Origin of the sequence: Pseudomonas sp. R25(2017), assembly GCF_002112565.1 — a bacterium.
GTDB lineage: Bacteria > Pseudomonadota > Gammaproteobacteria > Pseudomonadales > Pseudomonadaceae > Aquipseudomonas > Aquipseudomonas ekonensis.
Genome location: NZ_NEHZ01000027.1, coordinates 41,023 through 57,989, shown reverse-complemented (window position 1 = coordinate 57,989; position 16,967 = coordinate 41,023). Strand labels below are relative to the sequence as shown.

Sequence of the window (16,967 nt, the reverse complement as noted above, 5' to 3'; positions counted from 1 at the left end):
GACCCCGACCAGCCGCTGGTCACCGGCTGCCTGTACCACAAGGAAAACGTCGTCCCCTACGACCTGCCCGCGAACAAGACCCGCAGCACCTTCAAGACCCTGAGCTCCCCCGGCGGCAAGGGCTACAACGAACTGCGCATCGAAGACCGCAAGGGCGCCGAGCAGATCTACCTGCACGCCCAGCGCGACTGGGACGAGAACATCGAGCACGACCAGCGGATCCGCATCGGCAACGAACGGCACGACACCGTCGAGGCCAACGCCTACAGCGAGTTCAAGGTCGAGGAACACCGCATCACCCACCTGGATCGCAAGAGCGAAATGCGCGCCGACGACCATCTCACCGTCGCAGTGACCCAACACGTGAAGGTCGGCACCGGGCAGTTCGTCGAGGCCGGTAGCGAGATCCACTACCACGCCGGCGAGAAGGTCGTGGTCGAGGGCGGCATGGAACTGACGGCCAAGGCCGGCGGCAGCTTCGTGAAGGTGGATGCGGGTGGGGTGACCATCAGCGGGGCCGAGGTGAAGGCCAATACCGGCGGGTCGCCGGGGGTGGGGAGCGGGATTGCGGTGTTGGCGCCCCTGATTCCCGGCATCGCGGCAAAAGACGCGAAAGGCAATCTGCTCAGCGCGCCCCCGATCGGCAAGTTCAGTGCCGAGCCGGATGCGCCGAGCACGCCACCGTCGGAAGAAGAGCTCGAAGAAGAGGAAGAAGAAGTCGAAATCGAAGACATCACGCTGCGGGTGGGCATGTTCTTCGATGGGACGGGCAACAACCGCAGCAACAGCGAACGCGTTTATGGCTGCTTTGCGCCAGACGTGAACCTGCAAGAGATGGCGGAAGAAATCCGCAAGTACTGCGCCTCCTACGGCTACGACGGCAAGGGCAGTTCGCCGGACAACAGTTATGGCAACGACGTCAGTAACGTGGCCCGCTTGTACGACCTCTACATCAACCAATCCGACGAAGAGATTCCGGCGGACGCGGAAATGGCGAGCGTGTCGATCTACGTAGACGGGATCGGTACGAGCAGTACGGGTGAGGATTCTATCTACTCACAGGGGACGGGGCTTGGGGCGCAAGGGGTCAGGACGCGGGTTGAGGAAACATCGGGACAGTTTCTGAAAACCATCCGTACTTTTCAGGACAACAATCCGGACAAACGGATTAAAAAAGTTGAGTTCGATATTTTTGGGTTCAGCCGTGGCGCTGCCGCTGCACGGGATTTTGCGAACGAAGTCATGAAGGGGCAGGAAAGCGTTCTCGCGAAAGCCTTGCCGGCCGGCTCTCCGGCCCTGACTGCTTCGTTCCAGTGGAGTGCCAAGTCGGATGTTTCGATCAATTTCATAGGCATCTACGACACGGTTGCGGCCATTGCGAATCCGTTGCTTGGGGACTTCACTGGTCATAACGCCAGAAACCCGGGGATCAATATCGCTCTTCCTCCAGGCATCGCGAAAAAAATCGTTCACCTGGTCGCCAGAAATGAACGTCGCTACAACTTCTCCCTGAACAGCGCAGGGTCGGCCGACATCATCATGCCCGGCGTACACTCCGACTTGGGCGGCGGGTATCTGCCCAAAGCCACAGAACGTGTACTGATCAGCAAACCGCGCAGAAGCGACGTTGATCGAACGACTCCGACCTCAGAGGCCAATAGCTATAAGCTCGCACAGCAAGATTTGCGACGCCTGCAAGACCAGATGGCCCAATACAACCTCCCTCTCGAGCTACGCACCTGGGAAGTTCCCTTTACCAGCCGGGACAGGGATGACCGAACACCGAAAAAACATGTTTATGCAGCAGTGAGCAGCCGACGTGAGGTTCGCAGTGAGCTTTCTTTGATTTATCTAAGGACAATGCGCGAACTAGCCGTAAAAAATGATGTTCCATTCAACGAAATCCCGGAAAAAGATCCGCGATTGACACTACCAGCGGAACTCACTCCGATTTCCGAAAAGATCATTAACTATGCATTGGGCAAAAGCCAAACCATTGGCCTTTCTCCTCAAGAAGAAGAGCTTCTTTTTCAAAAATACATTCACCTGTCCGACAACTGGAATGCGGCAAAAGGCATGAACAACAGCGATCTGGACGTTGTATTTATCAATCGACCTACAGACAACAACCAACGCACGGTTCACCCCAATGAATAGGCATCTACGCTTTATCGTTGCGCTCATACTTACGTGTGGCTCAACCTTCGCCCACAGCGGTTCGCTGCCTTATGAGGCTTGGCGCTTGGGTTTCTCAGCTCCGAACTACATGGAAGTCTGGATCGAGACAGCTGACGTCATAGATGTTCAAGGTCAAGTTTATAGACGCGCAATGAGCGGCAACTCAGCCATTCAAACCCCACCCAACAATTCCGGCAATCCGAAGGGTTGGCCAAAAAGGCCAGGCTGGGGAAAAGGGAAATACGTGACAGGGGCCGACCTTCCCAAAAAAATCTATGTTCGCTGGCAGTCCTTGGTCGAGCCGCAAACCTACCAAATGGGAATTGACATACCTGAGTCGACAAGGGAAATCATGCGCAAAGGTGAAAAAACATTCTGCGCTGCCGACGGAAAATGGATTACAGGTTATCGAGAAGCATTGGTTGTTGGCCTTGCGCCTGGCGGCATAGCAAAGGTTTGGGTGCTAGGCCCTTGTCTGTCGCCCATTGAGGTCACGAGAGTAAAGGCAGAAGTTGACCCACGAGGCCCATATGAAGGGAAATCCGGCGGCAAATATGACTCACTTTCCGACGTGTCCAAAGCCTACGTCGAAAAAAAGGGTGTCCCGTATGGCTCCTGGTGATATTTCGATACTCGCACTATGAGTACCTGGTTCAAGCCAGCAGATTCAGCAGCGAATGGACAACAGACGGTCGGAACTCGTGGAAGGTGCCCATCATTCCGTTTCGCTGCTTCGGGATCAGCCGATTCTCGTCGACTACGTCTACAGGATCCGGCAGGGTCGCAAGAGCGCTTTCCTGTACGAAAACCTGGATACCTCGCGGGGCAGCAACGTGCACTGGAGGTGCATTGCCCTCAAAAAGGCGTGGACGTGCTGCTGGTGATCGGAGAATTCAGCCCCTTCCTTCGGCCTCAAACCGGAGAGATGGTCGCCAGCACACCGATCAGAATGGTCAGCGTCAGAAACCCACCCAGGAAAATCGCCATCTTCGCCATGTTGCTCTCCTCAATGCCAGGTCTGCGGTGCACCGGGCGCTTCGGGATGAAGGCCGCCGCGGATGACCGAACTGCCGGGCTATTTTGAGCGTGTGTCTGTTTGGGTTACAGAGGCAGATTGCGCAAGAAAAAGCGGATCAGATGGACATCTGATCCGCTTGCGCGATGCCCCTACATTCAGCGCAGCACACAAAGGTGCCCATTCCCGCTTGTTGATCTAGAGTCATCGGCGCCTTTCGAAGAACAACAACAGACAGGAGTGAACGATGGCCGACCTCAACCTGCACCCCAACGCCGCCCGATCCCTGGACCGCTGGCACGCGATGATCCGTACCGGCGACCTCTCCGCGCTGCCCGAGCTGCTCGACCCCAAGGCGGTGTTCCGCTCGCCGATGGCCCACACGCCCTATCCGGGCGGCCCCGTGGTCGCCATGATCCTCAACACCGTGAGCACGGTGTTCGAGGACTTCGCCTACCACCGGGAACTGGCGACGGCCGACGGGCTGAACGTGGTGCTGGAGTTCAGCGCCAAAGTGGGGAACAAGGAGCTCAAGGGCATCGACATGATCCGTTTCGATGAGCAGGGGAAAATCGTCGAGTTCGAAGTGATGGTGCGGCCGATGAGCGCGCTGCAGGCGCTGGGAGAGGAAATGGGGCGGCGGCTTGGGGCTTACCTGGCGGCGGCCAGAGCCTGATCCATCGCCTCGCCCCAGGCAAGGCACCGGGCGCAAAAAAGCCCACTGACCGTCACCGGTTCAGTGGGCTTTCCCAATCTGGCGACTGGTTACAGCGCCATGTCACGCGAAGCGTTTTCCTTCGGCGCCTTGGCCTTGTCGGCCGCAGCGTCCGCCGCCGGGGCGGCCTGGCCGATGACCGGTGGGGTCGGCAGTTCCAGGACTTTGGCGGTGTAGGCCCACTCTTCGGCCACTTTGGCCGGATCGCTGTTCAGCTGGGTGCCGTAGCTTGGAACGATCTGGTGCAGCTTGGCTTGCCACTCAGGGGTGGCGACCTTGTCCTTGAAGACCTTCTGCAGCACGCTCAGCATGATCGGTGCAGCGGTCGAGGCGCCTGGCGATGCGCCCAGCAGGCCGGCGATGGTGCCGTCCTGCGAAGCGACGATCTCGGTGCCCAGCTTCAGCACGCCACCGGCCTGCTCGTCACGCTTGATGATCTGCACGCGCTGGCCGGCCTGCCACAGGCGCCAGTCTTCGGCCTTGGCGTTCGGGAAGTATTCCTTCAGCGCGTTCAGGCGGTCTTCATCCGACAGCATCAGTTGGCCGGCGAGGTACTCGACCAGCGGGTATTCCTTGATGCCGACCTTGGTCATAGGCCAGATGTTGTGGGTGGTGGTGCTGGTCAGCAGGTCCAGGTACGAACCTTCCTTCAGGAACTTGGTGCTGAAGGTCGCGAACGGCCCGAACAGGATGACGCGCTTGCCGTCCAGGACACGGGTGTCCAGGTGCGGAACGGACATCGGCGGCGCGCCGACGGACGCCTTGCCGTAGGCCTTGGCCAGGTGCTGCTCGGCGATGGCCGGGTTCTCGGTCACCAGGAACGAACCGCCCACCGGGAAGCCGGCGTATTCCTTGGCCTCTTCGATGCCGGACTTCTGCAGCAGGTGCAAGGCACCGCCGCCGGCGCCGATGAACACGAACTTGGCGTCGGTCTCGGTCTTGGTGCCGTCCTTCAGGTTCTTGTAGCTGACGCGCCAGCTGCCGTCGGCGTTCTTGGTGATGTCCTGCACTTCGCTCGACAGCTTCAGGTCGAAGTTCGGCTTGGTCTGCAGGTAGCCGGCGAACTGGCGGGTGATCTCGCCGAAGTTCATGTCGGTGCCCAGCGGGCTCCAGGTGGCCGCGATCTTCTGGTTCGGGTCACGCCCTTCCATCATCAGCGGAACCCACTTCTTGATCACTTCAGGATCTTCGGAGTACTGCATGCCGGCGAACAGCGGGCTCGCCTGCAGGGCTTCGTAGCGTTTCTTCAGGAACTTGATGTTGTCGTCACCCCACACGAAGCTCATGTGCGGCGTGGTGTTGATGAACGAGCGAGGGTTCTTCAGGACGCCCTGGCGAACCTGCCAGGCCCAGAACTGACGGGACACCTGGAACGCTTCGTTGATCTCGACGGCTTTCGGGATCGACACCTTGCCGTTCTCGTCTTCCGGGGTGTAGTTCAGCTCGGCCAGCGCAGAGTGACCGGTACCGGCGTTGTTCCAGCCGTTGGAGCTTTCCAGGGCGACGCCGTCGAGGCGCTCGACCATCTCCATCGACCAGCCCGGCTCCAGCTCGTTGAGCCACACACCCAGGGTGGTGCTCATGATGCCGCCGCCGATCAGCAGCACGTCCACTTTCTTCGCTTCTTCCGCGTAGGCGGACGACAGCCCCATCGACAAAGCCAGCCCCAGCAAGGCCGTGTTCACTTTCTTAAACATCTGTTGCACCTATGATAAAACGCCTTCCGCCCGCCGCTGTTGTGCGTGTGGGGCCCCTTGTTCGCGACGCTCAGGCCAGCGGCGCGGGTTCCGGCACACTTCAAAATTGACGGGTGGGCACACAAGGCCGACATGCGACATCGGCCTCAGTTATATGTCCCTTCTGAACTGACTTCTTATCATTATTGGCTTCAGCTACTTGAGCGACAGTGATTCCGCCGGCCCGCGAATGGCGGGCCGAACCGAATGAGGTCAAACCAAGTTGGCGCGAAGAATATCACGTCAGGGCCAACCCGCGCGTCTGTTCCCGACTTGGCGGTCTCTTTGCGCCTGGCCCGTTATCGGCCGCGCGGGGCGGAACATGACGGTGGGCCGGGCTCCGACTGAAGCCTTTCAGCCATTTGCGGGGTGGTTTGGAGCGGGCTGATCGCCATCAGGCCCGCTCCCAGAGGGTTTGGGGGTGATCGGCCAATATGTAACACGGCGTTAACCGGCTCTGCGCCATCACAGCCGGAACCGGTCCACCGACTGCGCCAAACGCCCCGCCAGGCTCGACAGTTCATCGGTGGTGCCCGCCGTCTCGCCGATCACCTTGCTGTTGCCCTCGGACATTCCGGCGATCATTTCCACCTGATGGGCGATTTCGTTGCTGGCCTGGCTCTGCTCGCCGATGGTGCGGGTGATGTCGTTGACCAGTTGCGTGGTGTTGAGGGTGGCCTCGAGGATCTCGCGGATGGCGCGCTCGACATCGGCCGTGACCGCCATGCCCTTGTCGACCTGGGCCACGCCGGCCTCCATGCTGCTGACCGCCTCCCGGGTGCTGCTCTGGATACGCTCGACCATGGCGGCGATTTCCTGGGTCGAGGCGCTGGTACGGGCGGCGAGGCTGCGCACCTCGTCGGCGACCACCGCGAAACCGCGGCCCTGCTCGCCCGCCCGAGCGGCTTCGATGGCGGCGTTGAGCGCCAGCAGGTTGGTCTGGTCGGCAATGCTCTTGATCACCTGGATGATGTTGAAGATCCCTTCCGACTCCTGGTCCAGCGTCCGGATGACCTGGGCCGAGCGCTTGGCCGAACGGGCGATGTCGTCCATGTCGCTGACCACTTGGTGGATCACCTGCCCGCCGTTCTTGGCCAAGGTCTCGGCCTGGCTCGCCATGTTCAGGGCCCGCTCGGCGTGGCGGGTGATCTCTTCGATGCTGGCGGTCATCTGGCCTGCGGCGGCGGCCATGGTGCCGGCGGCGGCGCTCTGCTGCTGGCTGCTGTCGGCGACCTGGTGGCAGCCGTGGCTCAACTGCTCGCTCATGCCGCTGACGCCGTGGGCATTGCGCCGCACCACGTCGATCATGTCGCGCAGGTCGCGCTGCATGGTGCCCAGGGTGCGGATCAGGCCGCTGGCTTCGTCCCGGCCGGCGGGCTCGGCGATCGGTTCGCTGAGGTTGCCGTGGGCGATGCTCTCGGCGATGCGGCTGGCGGCCCTCAGGGGCCCGGTGATGCCCAGGTACACCCAGCGGCCCTCGGCCAACAGCAGCAACAGGCTGGCCAGCAGCACGGCGCCGAGGGCGACGTTGGCGCTGCGGATCGCTGCGGCGGTGCCTTCGCCGGTCTGACGGGTGTTGCTCTCGATCAGTTCGCTGAGGGCGGCCATGCGCTCTTCCAGCTGGCTGAACGCCGTGTTGAACGTGCCCAGTTCCTGCTGCGCCGCCTCGGGGTTGTCCAGCGCCAGGCCGACGATCCGTTCGCCCGCGCCGATGTAGGTGTCCAGGCTCGGTTTGATCTGTTCGAGCGCAGCGCGGATCGTCGGGTTGACCGGCAGCTTGAGGTTCTCGCCCAGCACCTCGCGAAAATGCGCCGCGTGCTCGTTGACCGACTGGCGCACCTCCTCCGCGGTGCTGGTGCTTTTGCCAAGGCCCGTGAGCATCGCCGAGAACACGTCGGCGCGCAGGGCGTCGTGCATCATGTCGGCTTCCAAGTGGTTGCGCAGCGCGGACATGCTCACCGCGCTGTCGTCGAACGCGGCGGACATCCGCCCGTTCCCCACATAGCTCACCAGACTGACGATCAGCGCCGTCACCAGGCTGGTCGCTATCAGCAGCATCAAGCGCAGTTTGATCGACACCGTGGTTTCCTCCCTGGTCACGCCGCCAATTGAGTCGTCAACGTTTGAGTTAAGCCTATTTCCGCCGGCCTGCCGCACCGGAACGTCTCGGCGTGTGTCTACGCCCCGCCGTCCGCCCTCCGGCACGGAACTCCCGCACCGCCGCGCACCTCTCACATTATGTGGTAAGTCCATTTAGCCGCTTGCTGTTGGAGGTACACCGCCATGCGCCACTTAGTGCTCGTTTCGTCCCTCATCCTCTGCCTGCCCTTCGGCTCGGCCCTGGCCCGCGTGGACGCGGGCGACGTCGCCACTTCGGCGGGGATCTCCGCATCGCTCTACTCGACCTTCAAGGACCACAAGCTGGTGATTCCGGCCCGTGACGACCTGTCCGCCTTCGTCGCCAGCGGCGGCGCCATCCGGGGCGTGTACCTGGAATCGGTGCTGCAGCAGGTGCGCCAGGACAACCCAGGCCTTACGGCCAGCGACGAAGAACTGGCCAACGCCATCCTGGCCCATTACGAAGGCCTGTCGCAGTAGGCCCTCGCCCCCGACAGCGGTGGCCGACCGGATTCGCCACCCTTTCGCCCTGCCGATGGACGGCAGGCGGGCGAGCATGGGCAAAACCGTCGGACGGCCTCTATGATGGAGGCCATGACGATTTGCGCACCGATCCGTTCCCCCTGCCCTCCCGGCGCCTGCAATTGCGGGCGCGATCCGCTGCTGGAGAATCCCGGCGCGGATGTGCGCATCCTGATGCTCACCCGTCAGGAGGAAAAGCGTCTGCTCGAACGCCTGGAAAACCTGCAGAGCCTGGCCGACCTCGAACGCCTGCAAGGCCGGATGTTCGAGCAGTTGGGCATCCGCGTGAGCATCTCGCCGGGGTTCAACGAAGTGCGTACGATGCGCGGCATCGCCATCGACATCGATGAATTGCCCGGCCTGTGCCGCAAGACCCGTCAGTCGATCCCGGCTGCCATCCGCCGGGGGCTGGAGCGCCACCCGGAAATCGCCTTCGCCCTGCTCAACGCCCACGACCTGCTGCGCGACGCTTGACGGCCGCCCCGGTCAGGCGCCGCTCTTGGCCTGCTGCTCCAGGTGCACCTGCAGATCGGGGTCGATCCCCAGCGCCGCCGCCAGCTCGTCCAGGTAATTGCGTTCGGCCTCCTGCTGGTCGTCCACCAGCATCACGCTGGCCAGGTACATCTCGGCGGCCATCGCCGGATCGCCCTGGGCCGACTGCGCCACCTCCGCAGGATCCAGTGGCTTGGCCACTTCGGCGTCGAGCCATGCCTGCAGTTGCGGATCATCGGTGTGGCGGCCGATTTCGCTGCTGATCAGGTGCTTTTCCGATTCGTCGATGCGCCCGTCGGCCTTGGCCGCGGCGATCAGCGCACGCAGCACCGCGTGGCTGTGTTCCTCGACCTGCGGGCCGGAGAGCATGTCCGCGGTCTGCGGCGCCTGTTGCGGAGCGGCGCTGGCCTGGCTGCGTTGCCAGGCCTGGTACGCCTGGAACGCCATCATCCCGAGCGAAGCCAGCGCCGCGTAGTTGGTGCCGCCGGAACGGCCCTGAGCGCCACCGCCCAGCGCTCCGCCGCCCAGCAGGCCGCCCAGCAGCCCGCCCAGTCCGCCCAACCCGCCGGCGGGCGCTCCGCCTGCGCTGTTGCCGCCTCCCAGCAACCCGCCGAGCAGGCCGCCGAGGCCGCCCAGCCCGTCGCTGGCCGAAGCACCGCTTTGTTGTCCCGCAGAGGCCTGGCCCCGCAGCAGTTGTTCAAGCAAATCGCTGGTGTTCATGACGGTGTCCTCCGGACGGCGTGAATGCGTCTGGCAACGATAGCCCTGCGCTGCCGCAGCGCCAGCACCGTTTGGCTGAAGCGCGGGGCCGGACGGCGATTTCTCCGGCATCCTTTTTCCGCGGCCAGCTAAGATTCATTGAGGGTGAACCTTATCCCGGCGCCACCGGTCGATACCTGCAACCCTGACCCGGCCCGCCTCACTTTCTGGAGAACGCCCCGTGATATCGACCGTCCACATCGCCAGGCTCAAGGCCTGGGGCGCCCATGGATTCACCGCGACCGGCGTGGTCACCGCTTTCCTGGCCACCCTCGCGCTGTTGGAGAACCAGCCGACCCATTGCCTGATGTGGCTGGGCGTGGCGCTGATCGTCGACGGGCTGGACGGGGCGCTCGCGCGCAAGGTCAACGTGCAGTCGGTGCTGCCGAGCTTCGACGGCTCGATCCTCGACCTGGTGATCGATTACCTGACGTACGTGTTCATCCCCGCGCTGTTCATCTACCGCTACATTCCCCTGCCCGACTACACCCTGCTGCTGACGGTGTCGCTGATCCTGGTGTCGTCGCTGTTCTGCTTCTGCAACGTCAACATGAAGAGCAAGGACAACTACTTCGTCGGCTTCCCCGCCGCCTGGAACGTGGTCGCCCTGTGCCTGTACATCATCGCGCCGGGGCCGTGGCTCACCCTGCTGACGGTGATCGGCCTGGCGCTGCTGACCGTCACCCGGATGAAGTTCCTGCACCCGTTCCGCGTGCGCCGGTTCATGCCGATCAACATCGCGGTGACGGCCATCTGGTTGCTGTGCAGCCTGTCGCTGGTGCTCAACCATCCGGTGATCAATCCGTTCGTGATGGGGCTGTGGCTGCTGATGTCGGCGTACTTCCTCGGCATCTGCGTCTGGCGCACGGCGCTGGAGTGGTTCGACGGCGCTCACCTGAAATAGAGGTTTCCCATGCCGATCCGTATCGTGCGCCTGGGCTCACCCCGCGCACCCGAAGAAGGCCTGCGCCTGGGCACCGTGCGCCGCCCGCCGCGCGGGGTGCCCAAGGCCGAGTTCGCCCGCCGTGATTTCTATGATGTATGGCAACCGCTGCTCTCGCCCAGCGCCGACCTGGTGGCCGAAGCGCTGCACGCCGAGGACGCCAAGGCCTGGGCCGCGTTCGTGCGCAAGTTCAAGGCCGAGATGAAACAGCCGGCGGCGAGCCAGATGCTGGATCTGCTGGCGGCGCTGTCGCACCAGACGTCGTTCGCCCTTGGCTGCTATTGCGAGGAAGAAGCGCACTGCCACCGTTCGGTGTTGCGCGAACTGCTGGTGGCGCGGGGGGCGCAGGTCAGCTGAGCGTTCGCGAGCCCTTCGTTGCCTGTCCCGCCGCCATCGCTGGCAAGCCAGCTCCCACAGTATCCGGGGTGTTCGCCTCAACGGCGGGCAACCGCAGTCCTTGTGGGAGCTGGCTTGCCAGCGAAAGCAATGGCCGCTTCGATGCAGGCATCGGCTCTACCACAGTATCCCGGGTGTTCGCATCAACGGCGGACAACCGCAGGCCCTGTGGGAGCTGGCTTGCCAGCGATAGCAATGGCCGCCTCGATGCAGGCATCGGCTCTACCGGCACCCGTCGCAGCGCCGCACTTGCAGGAGCAGGCCTCAGCGTTTGGCGATGACCACCTCCAGATACTCGCTCGGCACCACCAGCGATTTGTCCCCGCCCCGGTTCAGGCTGTTGAGCAGTTGGGCCAGATCGTTTTCCAGCGCCAGGCCGCTTTCCGGCGGCAGCGCGGCGAAGGCTTTGTGCACCGGTCCGTACCAGTGGCGGAAAATGTCGATGAAGTGCGCCGCCGAGCGGTAGCGGAAGTTGAAGTGGCGCCGCGTCACCTGAACCGCAAAATGGCGATCGTCGAACCGGGCGTGCAGCCAGGCTTCCGTCCCCCAGTTCGAAGGCGGCTGGGCGCCGGTCGGCGGCGGCAGGTGCCGGCCCAGGGTCTTGAACATCTGGCCGACGAACCCTTCCGGGGTCCAGTTGGCCAGACCGATCCGCCCGCCCCGTCGGCAGACCCGCGCCAGTTCGCTGGCCGCCTTGTCCTGATCCGGCGCGAACATCACGCCGAAGGTCGACAGCACCGCGTCGAAACTGCTGTCGGCGAACGGCAGCGCTTCGGCGTCCGCCACCTGAAAGGTCACGTCCAAATGCTCGGCGCGAGCCCGGTCCTGGCCGCGTTCGAGCAGCGCCGCGACGTAGTCGGTGGACGTCACCAACGCGCCGCGCCGTGCCGCCGCCAGGGTCGCGTTGCCGTTGCCGGCGGCGACGTCCAGCACTTCTTCGTCGCAGCGCAGGTCGCAGGCCTCGGCGAGGTTTTCGCCGACGATCTGCAAGGTGGTGCCGATCACGGCGTAGTCGCCGCTGGCCCAGGCGACTTTCTGGCGTTCCTTCAGGGCAGAGAGATCAATGGGGGTACTCATGATGCGCAGCTCCGCTGACGGTGGCCCGGCTCATTCGGCCGTGGTCGGGTCGATGATGCTCGTCACCTGCGACACGCTGTTGGCGGGGAATCCGCCCAGCCTGGCGTGCTCGCGAACCAGCTCTTCGTTGGGGGCGATGTACACGCAGTAGATCTTGTCGCCGGTGACGTAGCTGTGCAGCCACTGCACCTGCGGTCCCAACTCACGCAACACCTGGCAGGACGTCTGCGAAACGGATTTGAGTTCTTGCGGCGAGAGCTTTCCGGCCCCTGGAATCTCGCGTTCAATCACAAACTTCGGCATGGCAACCTCGCTTGCTTCTCATCGGTGCTTGCGCCGGCAGTGGCGCAACCCGACCACTATCGCGCCGGGGGCGGCCGGCGTCCTTGCCAATCGTCCGGAGAGCCCGCAAAACCGGGGCTTTGCCGATGAGCGGCGGGATTTTGTAAAGGCGTCGAAACACAACCGCGACCACGGAAAACGGCCCGGGGCTTTCGCCGCCGGGCCGTCGGTCTGCGCGGCTCATGCGGCCGGCGCTTTCGCCTCTTCCAGCAACTGCCGGATCATCTGTTCCTGGGCCTCGTAGCGGCCTTCGCCGAAGTGGGTGTAGCGCACCTGCCCCTTGGCGTCGATCAGGTAATGCGCCGGCCAGTACTGGTTGTCGAAATGCCGCCAGATCGCGTAGTCGTTGTCGATGGCCACCGGGTAGGTGATGCCGAGCTTCTTCACTTGATCCTTGACGTTGTCGATGATCCGCTCGTAGCCGTATTCCGGCGTGTGCACGCCGATCACCACCAGACCGTCCTTGCCGTACTTCGCTTCCCACGCCTTGACGTACGGCAGGGTGTGCTGGCAGTTGATGCAGTCGTAGGTCCAGAAGTCCACCAGCACCACTTTGCCGCGCAGGGATTCGGCCGTCAGCGGCGGCGAGTTCAGCCACTGCACGGCGCCGGACAGGGACGGCATCGTACCCTTGCCTGCCTCCTCAATCAGCGAGTCCGCCCGCACTTTGCTGATGAAATAGTCGACCACCTTCGGCACGTTCTCCAGCACGCCCTTCTCGACCGACGCCACACCTTCGGACGACGTGCTGGCCAGCAGGGGCTTGTCGGCGCCGGTGGCGATCACGGCGGCGGTGGCCAGCACCGCCACGCCGGCACCGCGGCGCAACCAGCCGGTGAACGGGATCGACGGCTTGAGCCGGTTGACCAGCCCGCGTCCGGCGAAGATCAAGGTACCCAGCGACAGCGCACTGCCCGCGCCGTAGGCCAGCAGCAACAGGCTGGTCTGGGCGTTGGCGCCTTGCAGCATGGCACCGGTGAGGATCACGCCCAGGATCGGCCCGGCGCAGGGCGCCCACAGCAGACCGGTGGCGACGCCGAGCATGATCGATCCCATGGGCCCGGCCTTCTTCCGGGCGTCCGGATCGAGGCGGTTGCCGAGCAGGACGAAGGGACGCGACAGCCAGTCGCCGACCCGGGCCGAGATCAGCGACAGAGCGAACAGCACCATCACGAACAGCGCGATGTGGCGGCCGGTGTTGCTGGCCTGGATCACCCACTCACTGCTGACCACCGCCAGGCTGGAGACCAGCGCGAAGGTCAGGGCCATGCCGCCGAGGGTCAGCAGGATCGAGGAGCGGCTGCGGTGGGCACCGGCGAACAGGAACGGCACCACCGGCAGGATGCAGGGGCTGAGGACGGTCAGCAGGCCGCCCAGAAAAGCGATGAGAAGCATGGGAGTCACCTTGATGTCGGAAGTGTTCCAGGTTCTGTGGCGGTCAGGCGTTCTGGCTGTCCAGCCATTGGCTCTGGGGTGTGCGGCTGGCGCCGTTCTCGGCCACCAGTTGACCCTGCGGCGTGCGGCTGGAGCCGTCGGCGGCCACCAGTTGACCCTGCGGCGTGCGGCTGGAGCCGTCGGCAGCCACCAGTTGGCCCTGCGGCGTGCGGCTGGAACCGTCGGCAGCCACCAGTTGCCCCTGCGGCGTGCGACTGGAACCGTCGGCGGCCACCAGTTGGCCCAGCGGCGTATGGCTGGAGCCGTCGGAAGCGAGGCCTTGCTTGGCCAGCGGCGTCAGTTGGAAGCAGGTGCCGTTGCCGCAGCTGTGCTGCTCCACGGCAGCGCTGGCGTGGGCGGCGACACCGGCGAAGGCAAAGGCGAAAGCGGTCAGAAAGCGCGATACGTTGTTCATGGCGTTGATCCTTTTATGAAAGTGGGCAATCAGTTTTCGTTGTGGCAGCCGTCGCCGAACTTGCTGTAATCGAGCACACGGGTCTGGCCGGCCGAGTCGAGGTAGGTCATGCGGGCGTCGACGATGCCGCAGCTCCCTGGGTTGCTTTCCTTGAGGGAAATCACTTTCTGGATGTCCAGATGCGTGCCGTAGGTGTAGGTTTGCGCAGCGACATCGGCCTCGGCGCGGGCCGACAGGGTGCAGATATTCAGGGCGGCGAACAGGCAAGCGGCAGCGATGGTCTTGGTCTTGGCGTTCATGGCGTTTTCCTCGGGCGTCAATGGATGATTCGTTGTCCGGGCCCGGCGTCTGTGCCGTGCCTCGATGGAGCTCATTGAACGTTGGCGAGGTATCGCGCTTGTGTCGGCAAACGGCGCGTATCCATGGCTGTGTATCTGTGCAAGCCGGGGATACACAGCGATACAAAACCCTGAAAAAATCCGCTTTTTGCGTCAGCCTGTATCCGCCTGCGCGGCAGATACACTGCAATACAAACCCAGGCAGGCGGGCCCCTCGGGGCTCGATAGACTGCGCGTCATCCCCTTTGATTGAGGTTTGGCCCCATGGATCATGTCGATCACATCCTGATCGTCGACGACGACCGCGAGATCCGCGAGCTGGTCGGCAATTACCTGAAGAAGAACGGCCTGCGCACCACCGTGGTCGCGGACGGCCGGCAGATGCGCAGCTTCCTGGAAGCCAACACCGTGGATCTGATCGTGCTCGACATCATGATGCCCGGCGACGATGGCCTGCTGCTGTGCCGCGAGCTGCGCGCCGGCAAGCACAAGGCCACGCCGATCCTGATGCTCACTGCGCGCAACGACGAGACCGACCGCATCCTGGGCCTGGAGATGGGCGCCGACGATTACTTGACCAAGCCCTTCGCCGCCCGCGAACTGCTGGCGCGGATCAACGCCGTGCTGCGCCGCACGCGCATGCTGCCGCCCAACCTGGTGGTCACCGAAACCGGCCGCCTGCTGGCGTTCGGCCGTTGGCAGCTGGACACCTCGGCCCGCCACCTGCTGGACAAGGACGGCACCCTGGTCGCCCTGAGCGGCGCCGAATACCGCCTGCTGCGGGTGTTCCTCGACCATCCGCAGCGGGTGCTCAGCCGCGACCAGTTGCTCAACCTGACCCAGGGCCGCGAGGCCGACCTGTTCGACCGGTCCATCGACCTGCTGGTCAGCCGCCTGCGCCAGCGCCTGCTGGACGACGCCCGCGAACCGGCCTACATCAAGACCGTGCGCAGCGAAGGCTATGTGTTCTCCTTGCCGGTCGAAGTCCTCGGAGCCCCTGCATGAACCTTGCCCTGCGCTGGCCGCGCACCCTCGCCTCCCGGTTGTCGCTGATTTTCCTGATCGGGCTGATCCTCGCCCAGGCGCTGTCGTTCGGCGCGCAGTACTACGAGCGCTACGAAAGCGCCAAGCACACCATGCTCGGCAACCTGGAGACTGACGTCTCGACCTCCATCGCGATCCTCGACCGCCTGCCGGCCGAGGAACGCCCGGCCTGGCTCAAGCGCCTGGCCCGGCCCAACTACGGTTACCTGCTCAGCGAGGGCGAACCCGGCACCCCGATCGGCGCAGGCGATGTGCCGGTGGCGGTCACGTCCATCACCGACGCCATCGGCGAGGCCTACCCGCTGACGTTCACCGACATCCCGGGCCCCAGGAAACACTTCCAGGGCCACCTGCGCCTGGGCGACGGCAGCCCGGTGACCATCGACGTGTGGCCGTCGATGGCGCCGCTCTCACCCTGGCTGCCGGTGGTGCTGATCGGCCAACTGGCCCTGATGCTGGTCTGCACCTGGCTGGCGGTGCGCATCGCGATCCGCCCCCTCACCCGCCTGGCCAATGCGGTGGAGACCCTCGACCCCAACGCCCACCCGATCAACCTGGACGAAAAGGGCCCCAACGAAGTGGCCTACGCGGCCCGTGCGTTCAATGCGATGCAGGCGCGCATCGCCGCCTACCTGAAGGAGCGCATGCAACTGCTCGCGGCGATTTCCCACGACCTGCAGACCCCGATCACGCGGATGAAACTGCGGGCCGAGTTCATGGACGACTCCGCCGAGAAAGACAAACTGTGGAACGACCTCGGCGAGATGGAGCACCTGGTGCGCGAGGGCGTGGCCTACGCCCGCAGCATCCACGGTTCCACCGAAGAGAGCCGGCGCACCCACCTGGACTCGTTCCTCGACAGCCTGGTGTTCGACTACCAGGACATGGGCAAGGACGTACAACTGGGCGGCAAGAGCGACGCGGTGATCGACACCCGCCCCCACGCCTTGCGCCGGGTGCTGGTCAACCTCACCGACAACGCCTTGAAGTTCGCCGGCGCCGCCGAACTGTGGGTCGAGCGGCAGGACGGCAAACTTTCGGTGAAAGTCATGGACCGCGGCCCCGGCATCGCCGAAGAGGAACTGGCCCAGGTGATGGAGCCGTTCTACCGCGTGGAGAACTCGCGCAACCGCAGCACCGGCGGCACCGGCCTGGGCCTGGCCATCGCCCAGCAATTGGCGATGGCTTTGGGCGGTTCGCTGAACCTGAGCAACCGAGAAGGCGGCGGACTGTGCGCCGAGCTGCGATTGCCCCTGCAAGGTTGATTCCTGTTTAAGAACCGCCGGCAAGCCGACGTCACGGCCTACATTGCGCGATGCCGGCGGCTACAACGCCGGTAGAATCGGCCGATTGTTGCCCCTGGGCGACCCCTCTATCGTTGCGTGTATCGCCACATGCTCGCTGAACAGCCGAGCGATGAAGCAGACGTCCTCCGGCGACCGT

General features: G+C 63.9%; 17 protein-coding genes and 1 pseudogene. 9 read left to right on the top strand and 9 right to left on the bottom strand.

Annotated features, from left to right (window positions below; all coding sequences use genetic code 11):
• The 3 genes from CAG31_RS26615 to CAG31_RS26595 all read left to right on the top strand — a co-directional run.
• A partial coding sequence (locus CAG31_RS26615; RefSeq protein WP_176243886.1) for a DUF2235 domain-containing protein occupies nucleotides 1-2,157 on the top strand: 2,157 nt, incomplete at its 5' end.
• Nucleotides 2,150-2,800 carry a DUF2931 family protein gene (locus CAG31_RS26610; protein WP_085586724.1) on the top strand — a complete coding sequence of 217 codons (651 nt, stop codon included), beginning with the start codon at nucleotides 2,150-2,152 and terminating at the stop codon, nucleotides 2,798-2,800. The genes CAG31_RS26615 and CAG31_RS26610, both read left to right, overlap by 8 nt.
• Before the next feature lie 640 nt (nucleotides 2,801-3,440).
• A complete protein-coding gene (locus CAG31_RS26595; protein WP_085586722.1) occupies nucleotides 3,441-3,869 on the top strand; it encodes a nuclear transport factor 2 family protein in 429 nt (142 codons plus the stop codon).
• Nucleotides 3,870-3,958: 89 nt separating this feature from the next.
• On the opposite strand, the gene mqo is transcribed toward CAG31_RS26595, so the two are convergent.
• From mqo to CAG31_RS29125, 3 genes and pseudogenes are all read right to left on the bottom strand, one after another.
• On the bottom strand, nucleotides 3,959-5,605 hold the full coding sequence (gene mqo, locus CAG31_RS26590; protein WP_085586721.1) for a malate dehydrogenase (quinone): 1,647 nt from the start codon (nucleotides 5,603-5,605) through the stop codon (nucleotides 3,959-3,961).
• Nucleotides 5,606-6,109: 504 nt separating this feature from the next.
• Nucleotides 6,110-6,835, bottom strand: a complete 726-nt coding sequence (locus CAG31_RS29130; protein WP_371856134.1) for a methyl-accepting chemotaxis protein — start codon at nucleotides 6,833-6,835, stop codon at nucleotides 6,110-6,112.
• Between the two features lie 129 nt (nucleotides 6,836-6,964).
• Nucleotides 6,965-7,897 (bottom strand): annotated as a pseudogene (locus CAG31_RS29125) (MCP four helix bundle domain-containing protein); the annotation flags it as partial.
• 30 nt (nucleotides 7,898-7,927) lie between these two features.
• Between CAG31_RS29125 and CAG31_RS26580 the strand changes: the two are divergent.
• Together CAG31_RS26580 and CAG31_RS26575 are read left to right on the top strand one after the other, a co-directional pair.
• Entirely contained in the window at nucleotides 7,928-8,242 is a 315-nt protein-coding gene (locus CAG31_RS26580; protein ID WP_085586719.1) for a DUF2388 domain-containing protein, read from the top strand.
• A gap of 114 nt (nucleotides 8,243-8,356) precedes the next feature.
• Nucleotides 8,357-8,758 (top strand): hypothetical protein, encoded by a 402-nt coding sequence (locus CAG31_RS26575; protein ID WP_085586725.1) that lies wholly within the window; start codon nucleotides 8,357-8,359, stop codon nucleotides 8,756-8,758.
• Nucleotides 8,759-8,770: 12 nt separating this feature from the next.
• Here CAG31_RS26575 and CAG31_RS26570 read toward each other — a convergent pair whose 3' ends face one another.
• Nucleotides 8,771-9,496: a tellurite resistance TerB family protein gene (locus tag CAG31_RS26570; protein ID WP_085586718.1), complete on the bottom strand. Its 726-nt coding sequence runs from the start codon at nucleotides 9,494-9,496 to the stop codon at nucleotides 8,771-8,773.
• A gap of 220 nt (nucleotides 9,497-9,716) precedes the next feature.
• Here CAG31_RS26570 and pcsA point away from each other — a divergent pair, with 220 nt between their 5' ends.
• Both pcsA and CAG31_RS26560 read left to right on the top strand, forming a co-directional pair.
• Complete coding sequence (gene pcsA / locus CAG31_RS26565) at nucleotides 9,717-10,439, top strand: phosphatidylcholine synthase (RefSeq protein WP_085586717.1); 723 nt, start codon at nucleotides 9,717-9,719, stop codon at nucleotides 10,437-10,439.
• Between the two features lie 9 nt (nucleotides 10,440-10,448).
• Nucleotides 10,449-10,835 carry a DUF488 domain-containing protein gene (locus CAG31_RS26560; protein ID WP_085586716.1) on the top strand — a complete coding sequence of 129 codons (387 nt, stop codon included), beginning with the start codon at nucleotides 10,449-10,451 and terminating at the stop codon, nucleotides 10,833-10,835.
• A gap of 303 nt (nucleotides 10,836-11,138) precedes the next feature.
• Here the strand turns inward: CAG31_RS26560 and CAG31_RS26555 are convergent, their stop codons facing one another.
• The 5 genes from CAG31_RS26555 to CAG31_RS26535 all read right to left on the bottom strand — a co-directional run bounded on the left by CAG31_RS26555 (nucleotide 11,139) and on the right by CAG31_RS26535 (nucleotide 14,441).
• A complete protein-coding gene (locus tag CAG31_RS26555) occupies nucleotides 11,139-11,951 on the bottom strand; it encodes a class I SAM-dependent methyltransferase (protein ID WP_085586715.1) in 813 nt (270 codons plus the stop codon).
• Nucleotides 11,952-11,981: 30 nt separating this feature from the next.
• A complete protein-coding gene (locus CAG31_RS26550; RefSeq protein ID WP_085586714.1) occupies nucleotides 11,982-12,254 on the bottom strand; it encodes a DUF4242 domain-containing protein in 273 nt (90 codons plus the stop codon).
• Nucleotides 12,255-12,473: 219 nt separating this feature from the next.
• Nucleotides 12,474-13,688 carry a cytochrome c biogenesis protein DipZ gene (locus CAG31_RS26545; RefSeq protein WP_085586713.1) on the bottom strand — a complete coding sequence of 405 codons (1,215 nt, stop codon included), beginning with the start codon at nucleotides 13,686-13,688 and terminating at the stop codon, nucleotides 12,474-12,476.
• Between the two features lie 43 nt (nucleotides 13,689-13,731).
• Nucleotides 13,732-14,142, bottom strand: coding sequence for a hypothetical protein (locus tag CAG31_RS26540; protein WP_085586712.1), 411 nt, complete (start codon nucleotides 14,140-14,142; stop codon nucleotides 13,732-13,734).
• A 29-nt stretch (nucleotides 14,143-14,171) separates the two neighbouring features.
• Nucleotides 14,172-14,441, bottom strand: a complete 270-nt coding sequence (locus CAG31_RS26535; protein WP_085586711.1) for a DUF2790 domain-containing protein — start codon at nucleotides 14,439-14,441, stop codon at nucleotides 14,172-14,174.
• Nucleotides 14,442-14,744: 303 nt separating this feature from the next.
• Between CAG31_RS26535 and CAG31_RS26530 the strand changes: the two genes are divergently transcribed.
• Together CAG31_RS26530 and CAG31_RS26525 are read left to right on the top strand one after the other, a co-directional pair.
• Nucleotides 14,745-15,485 (top strand): response regulator, encoded by a 741-nt coding sequence (locus CAG31_RS26530; protein WP_085586710.1) that lies wholly within the window; start codon nucleotides 14,745-14,747, stop codon nucleotides 15,483-15,485.
• Nucleotides 15,482-16,789, top strand: a complete 1,308-nt coding sequence (locus CAG31_RS26525; protein ID WP_085586709.1) for a HAMP domain-containing sensor histidine kinase — start codon at nucleotides 15,482-15,484, stop codon at nucleotides 16,787-16,789. The genes CAG31_RS26530 and CAG31_RS26525 overlap by 4 nt, the downstream gene beginning before the upstream one ends.
• Nucleotides 16,790-16,967: the final 178 nt, after the last annotated feature.